This window comes from Campylobacter sp. RM6914 (assembly GCF_004803835.1).
GTDB classification, from domain to species: domain Bacteria; phylum Campylobacterota; class Campylobacteria; order Campylobacterales; family Campylobacteraceae; genus Campylobacter_A; species Campylobacter_A californiensis.
This window is the reverse complement of the sequence record NZ_CP012545.1, coordinates 1,021,165-1,037,004: the sequence shown is the minus strand read 5'-3', so window position 1 is coordinate 1,037,004 and position 15,840 is coordinate 1,021,165. Positions and strand designations below refer to the sequence as shown.

Annotated in this window: 13 protein-coding genes; all 13 read left to right on the top strand. The window is 37.5% G+C overall.

Translation table 11 applies throughout. The features are described from left to right. Nucleotide 1: 1 nt before the first annotated feature. The 13 genes from yidC to nrfD all read left to right on the top strand — a co-directional run bounded on the left by yidC (nucleotide 2) and on the right by nrfD (nucleotide 15,837). Nucleotides 2–1,558, top strand: a complete 1,557-nt coding sequence (gene yidC / locus CCAL_RS05390) for a membrane protein insertase YidC (protein ID WP_170015520.1) — start codon at nucleotides 2–4, stop codon at nucleotides 1,556–1,558. Beyond that, entirely contained in the window at nucleotides 1,558–2,625 is a 1,068-nt protein-coding gene (locus tag CCAL_RS05385) for a Jag N-terminal domain-containing protein (RefSeq protein WP_170000028.1), read from the top strand. Before yidC ends, CCAL_RS05385 begins: the two co-directional genes overlap by 1 nt. Beyond that, on the top strand, nucleotides 2,606–3,943 hold the full coding sequence (gene mnmE, locus CCAL_RS05380) for a tRNA uridine-5-carboxymethylaminomethyl(34) synthesis GTPase MnmE (RefSeq protein ID WP_170015518.1): 1,338 nt from the start codon (nucleotides 2,606–2,608) through the stop codon (nucleotides 3,941–3,943). The genes CCAL_RS05385 and mnmE overlap by 20 nt, the downstream gene beginning before the upstream one ends. Before the next feature lie 20 nt (nucleotides 3,944–3,963). Continuing rightward, entirely contained in the window at nucleotides 3,964–4,542 is a 579-nt protein-coding gene (locus CCAL_RS05375) for an NAD(P)H-dependent oxidoreductase (RefSeq protein WP_170015516.1), read from the top strand. A 23-nt stretch (nucleotides 4,543–4,565) separates the two neighbouring features. Further along, on the top strand, nucleotides 4,566–5,042 hold the full coding sequence (locus CCAL_RS05370; protein WP_170015514.1) for a hypothetical protein: 477 nt from the start codon (nucleotides 4,566–4,568) through the stop codon (nucleotides 5,040–5,042). A 90-nt stretch (nucleotides 5,043–5,132) separates the two neighbouring features. Next, nucleotides 5,133–7,328, top strand: coding sequence for a phosphoribosylformylglycinamidine synthase subunit PurL (gene purL, locus CCAL_RS05365; RefSeq protein WP_170015512.1), 2,196 nt, complete (start codon nucleotides 5,133–5,135; stop codon nucleotides 7,326–7,328). 17 nt (nucleotides 7,329–7,345) lie between these two features. Beyond that, nucleotides 7,346–8,878, top strand: a complete 1,533-nt coding sequence (gene purH, locus CCAL_RS05360; protein WP_170015510.1) for a bifunctional phosphoribosylaminoimidazolecarboxamide formyltransferase/IMP cyclohydrolase — start codon at nucleotides 7,346–7,348, stop codon at nucleotides 8,876–8,878. A 181-nt stretch (nucleotides 8,879–9,059) separates the two neighbouring features. Further along, nucleotides 9,060–9,749, top strand: a complete 690-nt coding sequence (locus CCAL_RS05355) for a response regulator transcription factor (RefSeq protein WP_170015508.1) — start codon at nucleotides 9,060–9,062, stop codon at nucleotides 9,747–9,749. Further along, nucleotides 9,739–11,163, top strand: coding sequence for an ATP-binding protein (locus tag CCAL_RS05350; protein ID WP_170015740.1), 1,425 nt, complete (start codon nucleotides 9,739–9,741; stop codon nucleotides 11,161–11,163). Before CCAL_RS05355 ends, CCAL_RS05350 begins: the two co-directional genes overlap by 11 nt. A gap of 104 nt (nucleotides 11,164–11,267) precedes the next feature. Then, a complete protein-coding gene (locus tag CCAL_RS05345) occupies nucleotides 11,268–13,328 on the top strand; it encodes a cytochrome c3 family protein (protein ID WP_169935607.1) in 2,061 nt (686 codons plus the stop codon). A gap of 63 nt (nucleotides 13,329–13,391) precedes the next feature. Beyond that, nucleotides 13,392–14,162 (top strand): FKBP-type peptidyl-prolyl cis-trans isomerase, encoded by a 771-nt coding sequence (locus CCAL_RS05340; protein WP_169971626.1) that lies wholly within the window; start codon nucleotides 13,392–13,394, stop codon nucleotides 14,160–14,162. A gap of 27 nt (nucleotides 14,163–14,189) precedes the next feature. Then, nucleotides 14,190–14,864 carry a 4Fe-4S dicluster domain-containing protein gene (locus CCAL_RS05335; protein WP_169935610.1) on the top strand — a complete coding sequence of 225 codons (675 nt, stop codon included), beginning with the start codon at nucleotides 14,190–14,192 and terminating at the stop codon, nucleotides 14,862–14,864. A 1-nt stretch (nucleotide 14,865) separates the two neighbouring features. Continuing rightward, nucleotides 14,866–15,837, top strand: a complete 972-nt coding sequence (gene nrfD, locus CCAL_RS05330) for an NrfD/PsrC family molybdoenzyme membrane anchor subunit (protein ID WP_170015506.1) — start codon at nucleotides 14,866–14,868, stop codon at nucleotides 15,835–15,837. Nucleotides 15,838–15,840: the final 3 nt, after the last annotated feature.

Below are 15,840 nucleotides of genomic sequence, written 5' to 3'. Positions count from 1 at the left end.
AATGAATAACCTATCGACACAAAAAAGGGTGCTTATCGCAACTCTTTTATCCTTTGTCTTTTTTATCGTTTATGATTATTTTTTTATCCCAAAGACGCTTCCAAATGAACAAAATCAAACCGTTCAAGCGCAAACATCAGTTTCAAATTCGGCTCCCGTATCTCAAAACGGCTCTTTAACTCCAAAAACATCAAGTACAAATAGCGATAAAACGCTAGTTGTTGTTAAGGCTAAAGACTATGAAGCTCATATAGATGAGCTAGGTCGTATCAGTAAATTTTATCTTAACGAAGAAAAATATAAAACAGAAGATGGAGAAAGAACTCAGCTAACGGCAATGTCTCCTTTGCCTCTTGAACTTAGATTTAGTGACACAACTATAAACAACCAAGCCTTTAATGTAAACTATAGCGCTGATGTAAATGAGATCAGTGTTGATGGCACTAGTAGGAGTGTAAATTTAACTCAAAATTTAGACGGTCTTACTATAACTAAAAAGATAACCTTTGGACCGGATGGAAGTTATGATGTTGATGTTGATTTAAGTCGCGAAGTAGAATACTTTATAACCCCTGGTTTTAGACCAAATGTTTCGGTTGATAGCTATACGGTCCACGGTGTTCTTTTAAGACATGCAGATGAGAAACTTACTATACTTGAAGATGATGATTTAGATGGCGGAGAGTCATTTAGTGACGTAAATATAGCTGCTGCTTCGGATAGATACTATACAACCTTGCTTTACTCTTTTGACAGGCCTTTAAGTGTTGTTACTAGCGTAGACCCACAAAATAATGCAATAGCATTTATTAAACAAAATGGAAATTTTAAAGGCAGTGGATATATCGGCGCTAAAGAGTATAGGGCGTTAAAAGCGATAGATATACGCCTAACCGATGTTGTAGAATATGGTTGGTTTAGCTTTATAGCAAAACCAATGTTTGCATTTTTGAGCTTTCTTTATTCGCATATAGGCAACTGGGGTTGGGCAATAGTTGTTCTTACACTGGTGATTAGGATAGTATTGTTCCCTCTAACATACAAAGGCATGTTGTCAATGAACAAGCTAAAAGAACTATCCCCTAAGATGAAAGAGCTTCAAGCAAAATATAAAGGCGATCCGCAAAAGCTAAACGCACATATGATGGAGCTTTATAAAAAGCACGGTGCAAATCCAATGGGTGGATGTCTGCCGATACTACTTCAAATTCCTGTATTTTTCGCGATTTATAGGGTTTTATTAAATGCGATCGAGCTTAAAGGCGCTGAGTGGATACTGTGGATACATGACCTTTCTGTGATGGATCCATACTTTATCTTGCCTATCTTAATGGGTGTAACTATGTTTTTACAGCAAAGACTTACACCAACAACATTTAGCGACCCTATGCAAGAAAAGATAATGAAATTTTTACCGCTAATATTTACATTTTTCTTTGTGACCTTCCCTGCAGGCCTTACACTTTACTGGTTTATAAACAACGTTTGTTCTGTTATTCAGCAAATTTTTGTTAATAAACTTTTTGCAAAACAGAAAAAAGCGGAGGTAAAAGCATAATGCGTATCGAAGCTTCAAATTTACAAGAGGCCTTTCAAAAAGCGGCTACGGAGCTAAAATGCTCTGTGACCGAACTTGATATTAAAGTTATCCAACATCCAAGTTCCGGTTTTTTGGGTTTTTTTAAAAAAAATGCCATTATTGAAGCCGATATAGAAAAAAAGTCAAATCACAGACAAAATGATCGTCATGATGAGCGTAAAAAAGAGCAAAAACACGAAAAACGCGAGCATAATTTAGACAAAAAACATATCGAAAATAAAAAAGAAGACGGTAGAGCCGACAAAAAAGAGGACAAACCAAAAGAGGAACGCAGGCGTAACGGAAAAAATAAAAAAAATAAACACTCTGCACAAAATGGAGCAAAGAAAAGCTTAAGTGACAAAAATAACGCATTGGCACAGGATGCTTTTGGTGTGGATATCAGTGAAAGTAAAGAGGAAAAACCAGAATACATCATAAAACGTATCGACACTCCTGAAGTAAAGCCTCAAAAACGAGAGCAAAAAGATATCCTTGATACCTCTATAATTGATAATTTCAATACAGATAGTAATGAAGCTAAGGTTGAGGAAAAAGAGGATAAAAGACAAAAAAATAGTATAAATTTCGATGAAATTTTACCGATAATCAAAAATGATCTAACAAGACTTTTAAATGCTAGTTGCTTTAGTATAAGCAAGATAGAGGTTTCAAAATTTAGTGACGAATGTCTTCTTATCGAGCTTGACGGAGATGACGCAGCTCTACTTATCGGCAAAGAGGGTTATAGATACAAGGCTATATCATACTTGCTTCATAATTGGTTAAATACCAAATATAACTTATCTATCCGTCTTGAGATAGCTGAATTTTTGAAAAACCAAGAGGCTATGATAGATCAATACCTAACGTCGATAATAGAACGTGTGCAAAATACCGGCAAGGCTCAGACAAAGCCACTTGACGGCGTGTTGGTTAAGATAGCACTTGAGAAACTGCGCGCTACTTTCCCTGAAAAATATGTTGGAATAAAATCAAACGGTAGTGATAAATTTGTAGTTGTAAATGATTTCTTTAAAAAATGAAACTATCGCCGCGATAGCAACGGCAAACGGTATCGGCTCAATAGGTGTGATCCGCTTAAGTGGAGCCGATGCGCTTAATATCTCTCTAAAACTTACTAAAAAATCAGAACTTATGCCTCGCATGGCAACATTGTGTAAAATTTACTCGCTTGATGGTGAATTTTTAGACGAAGCTATAATGATTTATTTTAAAGCTCCAGCTAGCTTTACTGGCGAAGACGTGGTTGAATTTCAAATGCATGGCGGATATATGGTTGCTCGCATGATCTTAAACGAGCTTTTGTCTGCCGGAGCTAGACTTGCTAGAGGCGGAGAATTTAGCCATAGGGCGTTTCTAAACGACAAGATGGATCTTGCTAAAGCAAATGCTATACAGTCGTTAATAAATGCAAAAAGTGAAGGCGCTGTTAAAATTCTTGCTCGTCAAATGAGAGGTGATCTGAGCAAATACGCAAATGAGCTTAGAGCAGAGCTCGTAAAAACTTTAGCATTTGTTGAGACAAGTATTGATTATGCCGATGATGATTTACCAAGTGATTTGATGAGTCAAATTTCAGAGATGTTAAGTCAAAATCACGCAAAATTAGAACGTATCGTTGCTCTTAGCAAAAGTCGTCAAGGCTTGATAGAGGGTTTTAAAATAGCAATAGTTGGCAAGCCAAATGTCGGCAAGAGTTCTATCTTAAATGCGCTCTTAAGCTATGAAAGAGCCATAATATCAGATGAGGCTGGTACTACTCGCGATAGGATAGAAGAAAATCTAAATATCGGAACGCATTTGGTGCGTATAATAGACACGGCAGGTATTCGTAAAAATGCCGGTAATGTCGAAAACATTGGCATTAGTTACTCTTTAAAGGCGATCGAAGAAGCGGATATCGTCTTGGCTGTTTTTGACGGGTCAAATTTTAAAGACGAGCAAGATGAGAGAATTTTAGAACTTGTCAGTGACTTAAATAAAAAAGTCTTTTTTGTTTTAAATAAAAGCGATTTAGATATTAAATTTGAGCTTGAGTTGCCAGATGTCTTAAAAATTTCAGCCAAAAATAGCACAGAGCTTCTTGTAAGCGAGATAGAACAATACTTAAACTCTCAAGATAGCGATGAAATAATACTAAGTTCAAGCATGCAAATAAACTCCTGCATGGATGCTTCTAATGCTATAAAAAGAGCATTAGAGTTGCTTAATGAGAGCGAACTTGAACTCTTTGCTTATGAGATAAATTCTGCCATAAAACACATAAGCATGATAACAAAACCTTTTGAGCGAAATGAAATTTTAGATGAAATGTTTAGTAGTTTTTGCTTAGGAAAATAAATTTTAAAAATAGGAATAATATGAAAATCTTACTTATAAACGGTGGAAAAAAATTTGGTCATTCAGAGGGTAGGCTTAACCAGACTTTGCATGAAGTAGCCAAAGAGCATTTACGCGCGATGGGACATGAGATAAAAGAGTGTGTGATCGACGCAGGTTATAATATAGAAGAAGAGATCGAGAAATTTTTATGGATGGATGTTGTGATCTGGCAGATGCCAGGCTGGTGGATGGGTGAGCCTTGGATAGTTAAAAAATACATGGATGATGTTTTCACAGCTGGTCATGGCAAATTGTATGCAAGTGATGGTCGTCATCGCACTGCGCCTACGAAGGATTACGGAACGGGCGGACTTTTAAACGGCAAAAAACACATGCTATCTCTTACTTGGAATGCACCTATTGAAGCCTTCACGGATAAAAATGAATTCTTTGAGGGAGTTGGAGTAGATGGCGTTTATCTGCATTTTAGAAAAGCAAATGAATTTTTAGGTATCAAACCTCTTGAGTCTTTTATCTGTAACGATGTTATCAAAATGCCTGATGTGTCAAAATTTATAAACGACTACAAAAGCCATCTAAGTAAAATTTTTGGTTAAATTTAAAATTTGATCGGATAAAAATGGGAAGCTTAAAGAATTTAAAAAGTAGAATTTTAGAGTTAGGCGATGAGTTTAGTTATGTGGACGCTGCTGAAAATGCAGCCGATCTGATGTCCGTAAATGACTTTGAGCAGCATTGTGGATTTAGACTTTGCGATGATTTGGTTGAGTTTGTCTGCGCACTTGGCATGATAGCTATAAAGATAAGCCCCGAAATTTTATCAAATTTAAAAGAAAATGATAGCCAAATTAATGAAATTTATGTTTACGGCATAAGCAAGGGTAAAACCCCTGAATGGATGAAGCTAAAAGATTTCAACGCAGAGTCTGTTTGCTTTTTTGAGCAGGGCGAAAGCAAAGCGTATGTAGATATAGACGGAGTAGTTTTTACTGACGAAGGTAAATTTGACGGCGATATGTATGATTTTATAATTTCTAAAATAGACGAACTTGAAGAAAAATACAGCCGACTTATACCTCAAAATACACAAATTTGATACAAATTCATAGGCTTAATAAGGCGGTTATTTTACCCTTTTTTTAGCCTTGTTAGAGTAAAATAGACTAAAATCTCACAAAGGGCAAAAATGGATAAGGCTACGATAAAAGCTCATAAAATAAGCGACGGTGAATATGAAAATATTCTTAAGATTTTAGGACGTGAGCCAAATTTACTTGAGCTTGGTGTCTTTTCTGCGATGTGGAGCGAACACTGCTCATATAAATCAAGTAAAAAATACCTAAACGGTTTTCCGACAAAAGCACCTTGGGTGATACAAGGACCTGGTGAAAATGCCGGAGTTATAGATGTCGGCGACGGATATGCGGCTGTGTTTAAAATGGAAAGCCACAACCACCCTAGCTTTATCGAGCCATATCAGGGTGCAGCCACTGGAGTTGGCGGAATTTTACGCGATGTATTTACCATGGGTGCAAGAGTCGTAGCTAACATGAACTCGCTTAGATTTGGAAATTTCTTAGGATCTGATAAAGTTGCTCGCTATCAACGCCACCTTATCAAAGGTTCGGTAGCTGGTATCGGACACTATGGAAACTGCATGGGTATACCGACTATCGGCGGCGAAGTAAGTTTTGATGAGAGTTTTAATGGCAATATCCTAGTAAATGCCTTTGCTTTGGGCCTTTGCAAAAGCGATGAAATTTTTTACGCAAAAGCTGAAGGTGTTGGTAACCCTGTGATATATGTCGGCTCAAAGACAGGTCGTGACGGTCTTGGTGGTGCGGTTATGGCAAGTGATAGCTTTAATGACGAAAACAAATCGCTTCGTCCTACCGTTCAAGTAGGAGATCCGTTTGCCGAAAAGCTACTTATGGAAGCTTGTTTGGAACTATTTAAGACTGATTATATTATAGGTATCCAAGATATGGGCGCTGCAGGACTTACGAGTTCAAGCTTTGAGATGGCAGGACGTAGCGGTAGTGGTTTAAAAATGCATCTTGATAAAGTTCCTATGAGAGAAGAAGGCATGACACCGTATGAGCTTATGCTTAGTGAAAGCCAAGAGCGTATGCTGATATGTGCCAAAAAAGGCTATGAAGAGAAGATAAGAGCGATTTTTAATAAATACGATCTTGATGCGGAAGTTATCGGAGAGGTAACTAGTAGCGGTAAGATGGAGCTTTACTGGCATAACGAGTTGGTTGGAGAGATACCTATCGAGCCTTTAAGTGAAGCAGCTCCGGTGCTCGATCGTCCGACTGCCAAAGCTAAGTATCTTGATGAGATAAAAAATGTAACGATAAACGACTATAAGGCCGTTAGCAACGATGAAGCCTTTGACAAACTGCTTCGCGACCCACACGTGCTAAATAAATCATTTGTCTATGACCAATACGATGCAAATATCCAAACAAATACAATAAAACAACCGGGCTTTTTGGGAGCAGGTGTGATAAGAGTAAAAGAGACCGGTAGAGCTGTAGCTATGGGTATGGAGTGCTCTCCAAGACATAACTATGTAAATCCTAAAATAGGAGCTGCCATGGCTGTTGCGGCAAGTGGACGTAAGGTAGCTATGAGTGGTGCCGTGCCTCTTGCTATAACAGACTGCCTAAACTATGGAAATCCCGAAAATCCTGAAGTTATGTGGCAATTTGCACAAGGTTGCGAGGGTATCAAGGAGGCTTGTCGTGAGCTAAACACTCCTGTTGTAAGCGGCAACGTAAGTCTTTATAATGATACGGATGGAGTTAGTGTGTATCCAACTCCTGCGATCGTTAATGTCGGTGTAAATGAAGATGCTAATAAAAATTTACCAAGCATATTTAAAGGCGAAAATACAGCCATTTATCTTCTTGGCGAGACAAGCGGAGAATTTGCCGGAAGTTTATATATGAAAACACTTTTTAACGTCGTAGCAGGTGAGTTAAAAGACGTTGATTATAAACAAGAAAGAGCATTATGGGATCTTGTGATAGAGGCAAATAAAAACGACATTCTTGAATTTGCAAATTCTATTGGCACAGGCGGAGTTGCTATGACTTTGGCTAAGATGGCTTGCATGAGCGGTATCGGTGCTACTTGTAGTTGCGACTTTGAGGATAAAAGATGGGTATTTGACGAAAGCTTTTCTCGTGCGATAGTTGGAGTAAAAGATGAAGATAAATTTAAATCTTTAGCACAAAAATACGGCGTAAAGGCTGTGAAGATAGGTGTTACCGGAAGTAATAAATTTGAAATAAACGACATTAAAAGAGATTTAAAGCAAATTAAAGAGATATATCTAAACGAGTTTACAAGACTTGTTAAGCAAGACGACTAAAACTAAAAGGAGAAGAAGTGAGAGCGTTAATTAGCGTAAGCGACAAAGAGGGTATTGTTGAGTTTGCAAAAGGACTTGTAGAGCTTGGCTGGGAAGTGATATCTACAGGCGGAACACATAAGATGCTAAATGAAAACGGAGTAAAAGCTCTTGAAGTAGCAGAAGTCACTAAAAGTCCGGAAATGTTTGAAGGTCGCGTAAAGACTTTACATCCTAAAATTCACGGCGGAATTTTACACAAAAGAGATGATGCGGCGCATGTGGCTCAAGCAAAAGAAAACGCAGTTGAGGGTATTGACCTTGTTTGTGTAAATTTATATCCGTTTAAACAAACTACTATTCGCACTGATGATTTTGATGAGATCATCGAAAATATCGACATCGGCGGTCCTGCTATGGTTAGAAGTGCGGCTAAAAATTTCAAGGATGTTTTGATAGTTACAGATGTTCTTGACTATGACGAAATTTTAGTAAGACTTAGAGAAAAACGTGACGATATCGAATTTAGAAGAAGCTTGATGATAAAAGCTTACGAGCATACGGCAGCATATGACTCAATGATAGCAAACTATATGAACGATAGATTTAACGGAGGATTTGGCGCGTCTAAATTTATCGTCGGAAATAAAGTTTTTGATACAAGGTATGGTGAAAATCCACATCAAAAAGGTGCGCTTTATGAATTTGAATACTTCTTTAGCAACAACTTCCGCGCACTAAAGGGCGAAGCTAGCTTTAACAACCTAACAGACATAAACGGTGCTTTAATGCTTGCGACAAGCTTCAATGAAGCTCCTGCCGTGGCGATTATCAAACATGCTAACCCATGCGGTTTTGCAGTAAAGTCAAATTTGCTTGAGAGTTATGTTGAGGCACTAAAGTGTGATCCGGTGTCTGCTTATGGCGGAGTAGTGGCGATAAACGGCACACTTGATAAAGAGCTGGCACAAAAGATCAATGAAATTTATGTTGAAGTAATTATCGCTGCAAATGTAGATAAAGATGCGCTTGCTGTTTTTGAAAGTAAAAAGCGTATTAAAATTTTCACGCAAGATAACAAATTCTTAGTTCGTGCAAACGACAAATACGACTTTAAACGCGTTGATGGTGGTTTTGTTTATCAAGAAAGAGATGACGTTAAAGATGCGGAACTTGAAAATATGAAACTAATGAGCAAAAGAGCCGCCAGTAAGGCAGAGCTATCGGACGCTGATGTTGCTTGGAAAGTTGCCGCTCTTACAAAAAGCAACTGTGTAGTTTATGTAAAAGATAGCGCTGTTGTAGCTATTGGCATGGGTATGACAAGTCGTGTGGATGCGGCTCGTGCTGCAGTTGCCAAAGCAAAAGATATGGGGATTAATCTAAATGGTTGCACACTTGCTAGTGAGGCGTTTTTCCCGTTTAGAGATAGTATAGATATAGCTCATAAAGTAGGTGTAAAATGTATAGTAGAGCCTGGAGGTAGCATAAGAGATGATGAAGTTATCGAAGCTGCAAACGAATACGGTATGGCGCTTTACTTTACGGGCATTCGCCACTTCTTGCATTAATATCTCACAAAAAGACCGTTAAATTTAACTAGCGGTCTTTTTAAATTTACTTAATCAAATTATCTTCTTTAATAATAAAATATTTAAATATTAGTAAAAGTAAATTTTTAATTTGAGCTTTTAAATTTAAGCCTTGTTTTGATAATATGCAAATTATCGTTGAAAATTTAAAGGGAAATTTGTGCCAAATAGCAGTATTTTAGAAATTTTATCGGATAAAAAAGTTCTTTGTTTAGAGGACGAAGTTGGAATTTTAAAAAATTTAACCGAAACTTTAGAGCTGTTTTTTGGCGAAGTTATGGGTATAGAAGATGGACTTGAGGCACTTGATCTAGCCACAAGCGGTTTTTATGATGTGCTTGTTTTTGATATAACGGTTCCTCATATGGACGGGCTTGAGGTGATAAAGAGAGTTCGTCAAAACAACCAAAACATACCCATCATCATACTTTCAAGTCATACCGAGCAAGAGTATTTATGGAGGGCGGTAGAGCTTAAGATAACTAGGTTTTTACCAAAGCCCTATGATAAAGAGGCTTTTATCGCCGCATTAAAAGATATAGCTCGTGAGCTTGGAGGTGATAGACAAATTTTAAATATCAATACCCAAGCAAGATATGACTTTGCTAAAAAGATAATTTACATAAAAGATACTGCCTGTCACCTTGCAAAAAGCGAGAGTCGCTTACTTGAGTATTTTTTGAAAAATAAAAACAAGGCAGTCACTTATGAAGAGTTATTTGACTATCTTTGGGAATTTGACCAGCCAAGCAAAGAAGCGATAAAAACCATAGTTAAAGAGCTTCGTAAAAAGCTTGGCAAAGATACGATTAGAAATTTATACGGGGTTGGTTACATCTGTGAAATATAGATTTCGTTTTGTGGTGGCTATCTTTACTATCCTTTATATAATCATCATTGGGCTTGTCTTTAGCTTTTATAGACAGCTTGCGTTAAAAGACGCTAAGCAAGAGGCATTTTATGTGCTTGATACGATGAATGCGGTGCGGGATTATATCTCGATAGTGCAGCGTCCTTTGATAGACGAGCTTAAGGTGGAAGGCGTTATAAAAGATGATTTTTTCGACCCAAGACTTCAGTCGTCATCATATATCACACGTGAAATTTATAATATCCAACTTTCAAAAAATAAGATAAATTACGACTATAAGCTTGTCGCGACCAATCCTTTAAACCCAGAGCATGAGGGAGATGAGTTTGAGAATGAAATTTTAGAAGGCTTTAAAGAGAAAAGATATGAGGAATTCTCGCAGGTAATCAAAGACGGCAACACCTCTTACATATATGTGGGACTTCCTGTTAAAAACTCTCAAGCCTCATGTGCGGTTTGCCATAACATAAATTCGGTTCCTAAAAAGATGATGGAGCAATACGGCAGCTCAAAGGACTTTGAGGGTAAGGTCGGCGATACGATAGCGATGATATCCTTTAAAATTCCCATCAAAAACATCCTTGCGTATCACGCAAATGAGCTTATAACAAGCAGTGTGGCACTTTTTGTAGTTTTTGTGCTTCTTGTATTTTTAGTATACAAGATACATGAAAAAATGGCAAAGATCAAAGAGCAAAACGAACAACTTATGATACATCAAAGTCGCCTTGCTTCAATGGGAGAGATGATAGGCAACATCTCGCATCAGTGGAAGCAACCCTTGGCACAAATAAGCTCAACGCTTATAAATTTAGAGCTTTATAATGAAAAAGGAAAATTAACAAAAGAAAAATTAAATGAGAAGATTAAGGATGTAGATGAGCAGGTTAAATTTATGTCTCAAACTATAAACGACTTTAAAAACTTCTTCAATCCAAATTCTATAAAGCGCGAATTTACCAGTGCTGAAGCGATAGAGCAGACTCAAAAAATTTTAAAATCAGCTCTTAAAAATCATGTTATAAAATTAGATGTAGAAATTAAGGAAAATTTCTCTCATTTTGGAAATATTAATGAAATAATACAAATTTTAATAAATATTATAAGTAACGCCAAAGAGGCTTTTGGACAGTCGCATCTAGGCGAAAAAAGGGTTAAAATTTGCTCTTTTAAGAACTCTTTATCGCGTATGATAACCATAGAAAATAACGCTGGAAATATCGATAAAAGCGTGATAAAAAAGATATTTAACCCAAATTTTACCACTAAAGAAAAAGGCAGCGGTCTGGGATTATACATGAGTCAGGTTATAATGAAAAAAAATAACGGTTTTATAACAGTGCAAAACACAAAAGACGGTGTTATATTTACAATTTTATTTTTAAATTCATAAAATATTAACTTTCCCCCTCTTTTTACCCCTTTTTATTGTTAGTATTATCAATACGAAATCTTCTTGATTTTTGAAATTTGAAAAATTCTTCGAAGGAGGAAAGTATGAAAGGTCTGGATAGAGCACTCCTTGGGTTGCTTACCGGTATTAGCATATTTGCTTCATCTGCCTGTGCGCACGATATGCAAATGACCGGCGCAGCTCGAGGCGTTATCGCTGATCCTAAGGGAACCCTTAAGGATAGAGGTGTCGTATCTTTACAGGATTACATCGTTGAAGAAAAAGAGATGTATGACTGGTTGTTTAAAAATCACCCGATTTTTACAAAGTACGGCGGAAAAGTTGACGGCAAGATAAATGTCGTAGATAGGGGCCACGAATGGCTAGAGGAGGGGCACGGTAAGGATTTGTCAAAAGCAAGCAAACGTGAACAAGGACAAGGCTATAGTTCTATGATGTATAGAATTCCTGCCGGTTCATCACTAGCTTTTCCTAATAAATTTATAGGTTCTGAAAAATGCGGTGAGTGTCACCCTGCACAATACGAAGCATGGAGTAGATCTCGTCACTCAACTACTATTCGCTTCCCTGGCGAACACCCTGAGGTTAATAACAACCTAACAGAGCCGGTATTTACAGAAGATACCGCATCAATCCTACCAAAAGGTATTACTCCTGATGTTATCTTTGCAACCGTAGGTCACCTTAGAACTAAATTTGGTTTCGTTGATGCTTGGATGTTAAGAGGAACTTACCATGTTGATGGTGGTTTGTTAAGAGATGGTACTGGTACTATCACTCCGGGTTCAAACCAATGGCAAAGAACTTGGGCTCTTAACCTAACTCCAGAAACTGTTAAGAAGATCAAAAAATGGGTGCCGGAATTCCCTGAAACACTTGAAGAATACGGTCTAAATACAGGCTATGTTCGCGGTCTTGCATCTTATGCTGCAAAATACAAACACACTATGAACTTCCAAGCTAATGCTTCATACTGTGAGGTTTGCCACCCATTCAAATTTGACTTCAAGAGCAAACAAGAGTTTTATGCAGCACTTGGTAATGCTAAAGAGCTACAAAAACACACTATATCAAAAGGTGTAAGTTGCGAAGAGTGTCACGGGGCAGGCGGACACCTTGACGGAGCTACAAACTTTAGAACTTCTAACTGTGAACGTTGTCACCAAAGATTTAACTGGAGCCCTGATCTTTACAAAGCTCATCCGCTTGGTAAAATCGCTCCTGACTTAGCACTAAGCTCTAAATTTAAATCAATGGGACCAGGATGTGGTTCAGAGGGTTCTCAATCATACTTTACAGCTCACTATGAAAAAGGTATGAGATGCGTTACTTGCCACGATCCACACGATAATACAGGTTTTGTTACGGGTGATAAGAATGTCAAAGGACTTAACTATAACTCAGAACAAGCTTATCTAAGCTCATTCTACTCAAAACCAAAAATTAGAAAAACTTGCGCGGATTGTCACCAAGAGCAAGCTTATATAGCAGCAAGAGCCGATACACACAAAGATAACTCTTGTGCATCTTGCCATATGCCGTTTATGATGAGTTGTGAGAACTTCTATGCTATCCAGTTCCAAGACAATGCGGGATTTGATACTCAAAGAAGATCACACATCTGGAAAATCGATGTTAGCCCTGATAAAAAATCATTCGTTGCAGGTGCTGCTTCAAAAGAAGCAAGAGACGGTAAGGATTGGCATTTCCAAAGAAATGAAGATGGTAGAAACTTTGTTGACTTGATGTGGGCTTGTGCTAGAACATCTTGGGCGGATCTTGATATGGTTGAAAACAAAGGTTGCCACAGCCCTGTTGTATCAGAGCTAAAAGAGACCCTACACTTCAAAAATCAAAAACAAGCTTATGATGAAGTTATGGGATGGCAAACTCCTATCAAAAACGACTATACTCAAGTTAAGATCGGCATTGAGGGAATGTATAAGATCCTAGAAACCAAAAAACTTGATCCAAGTAACAAATCAAGAGTTTACGAGCTAATTGAAAAAGCTCAAGACACTGTTGATCTACTTGAAAAAGACGGTTCATGGGGTATGCATGGCTTTAAATATACTAAACAAAGACTTGACGCTGCTAAAGGTTATGTAGAAGAAGCGCAAAGAATTTTGAATAGTAAAATGTAAAAAATAGGGGCTACTTTATGTAGCCCTTTTAATTTATAAAATTTTTTAATTAAGGGTAAAACGATGCAAAAAGTTATATTAAAAAGCTTAATTCCTATCTTTTGTTTGTCAAGCTGTGTATTTGGCGCTCAGCTGTCGACAACTGAAGAAAAAGAGTCTTATGCTATAGGTGCATCAACGGGAAGTTATATATCAAACCAGCTTCACAACCAAATGCAAATGGGTGTAAAGTCTGATGTTAATATCGTAATAGAAGGTCTTATAGACGCTCTAAAAAAACAGACAAAAATGAAAGACGAAGATATAATCTCTTTGTTAAATGAAAGAGCTGATAGGCTAAATAAAATAACTGAAGAAAATAAAAAAATACAACTTGCTAATAATAAAAAAATCGGTAAAGAATTTATGGCTAAAAATGCCAAGAATAAAAATGTAAAAACAACAAAATCAGGTTTGCAATATGAAATGCTAGTGCTAGGCGGAGGAGATAAGCCAAAACCGGAAAGTATTGTTGAGGTGCATTACAAAGGGTATTTGCCAAACGGCGAAGTCTTTGAAAACACATACGATAACAAAACGTCTATGCACTTGTCTTTGATAAATGTTATAGAGGGTTTTAAAGAGGGTCTTTTGCTTATGAATGCCGGTTCAAAATACAAATTTGTCATACCTAGCGAGCTTGCGTATGCGGATGAAGAGCTAGAAACTATCCCTGCGGGATCTACCGTGGTGTTTGAAGTTGAGCTTTTAAAGGTATTAAAGCCGGGAGAGTATTCTAAGATAGTAAAAGACATGAGTGAACAAGAAATAAAAAATATACATCAAACAAAGTAAATTCTTTGCCCAAAAATGGAGGAGAATATGGACACAAATTTAAAACGACGAGCATTTGTTAAATACCTTGCTCTTGGTTCGGCTTCTATCACGGCGGCATCTTACGGAGCCGTAAATGATAAGCCAAAAGCGCAAACTAAAAAACCAAATTTCGGCATGATATTTGATCAAAACAAATGCGTCGGGTGTACTGACTGTGAAAGAGCTTGTGTGAAAGTAAATCTAGTCCCTAAAGGACAGATGAGGCTTTTTGTAGAGGATAAAACAGATCCAAATAACAGGATGCAAAAACGATATGTGCGCGTTAGCTGCCAACAATGTGTGGAAGCACCGTGTGCTAGCGTTTGCCCAACAAACGCCTGTCATAAGGACTTGCTAACAGGTATAACTACAACAAATGCCGATGACTGCATAGCATGTAAATACTGCATAGTAGCCTGTCCTTATGATGTGCGCTTTATAAATAGCGAAAATCATGCCGCAGAAAGCTGTAACTTCTGCTTAGATACAAATTTGGCAGAGGGCAAAGAGCCTGCCTGTGTCGAAGCATGCAGATACGACGCTTTAGTTTTTGGTGATCTAAACGATGAAGAGTCGCATATAAGCAAGCTTCTTCGTATAAAAGATAGCTTAAGAATGCGTCCCGAGTGTGGCACAAAACCTAGTTTGCGCTATATACCTGCGGTAAAAATGGGGGTGTGAAATGAATGGTGCGATAAATTATACTCATACTTTTTCAAGCGGAGTCGTGTGGCATTGGCCTATCGCTGTGTATCTTTTGCTAGCGGGCATGAGCGGTGGAGCGCTTATCGTTGCACTTCTTATAAGGTATTATAAAAAGCAAACTGGTGTTACGCCTTTGTTTAAGGGTGCTTCTTTGCTTTCTCTTGTTACTATTTTACTAGGTATGGTTTGCTTGGTTGCCGACCTTGATAAGCCGCTTTATTTTTGGAAAATTTTGATAAATTATAACTTTACTTCGGTTATGTCTATAGGTGTTTTAGCACTTTGTATCTACATACCGCTTAGCTTTGTTGTGATTTTATATGCTTTTGAGAAGGAATTAAATGCATTTTTTGCAAACCATTTTACGTTCTTAAAGGCATTTTTTGGACTAATAATGAACATTTTAAATTTTATTCGTCCGCTTATGTTTGTTTTAACGCTTATTTTTGCTGTTGCGATATGCGCTTATACCGGCTTTCTTATCTCTGTTTTGGTAAGATTTCCTATACTAAATACATCTGCGCTTCCGGCTCTTTTTGTAGCTTCTGGATTAAGTGCGGGCATAGCAGGTTCCGGGCTTATTGCTGCAATGTTTTTTAGAGAAGATACGCATTCGAGCGATCTTAAAATTTTACACGCTATAGAGTGGCCTGTAATGGCTGCAGAAATTTTGCTTATCGGTATGATTTTTGTTTCGCTTATCATAGGAAGCGATGTTCAAAAAGCGGCAAGCATGGCATTTTTTAGTGGAGAATATGCTAAAATGTTTTGGATAGGAGTCGTTGGTATAGGCTTTGTTATACCTATCGTATTTAACTTCTTATTAGGCAAAACATTTGCACATACTCGTTTTGCTTTTTACGTGAGTTCTCTTGCAAGTATCATAGGTGTTTTGATGCTTCGTATGTTTATACTTTATGCGGGACAAACTTACAGTATTTTTATTTGATTT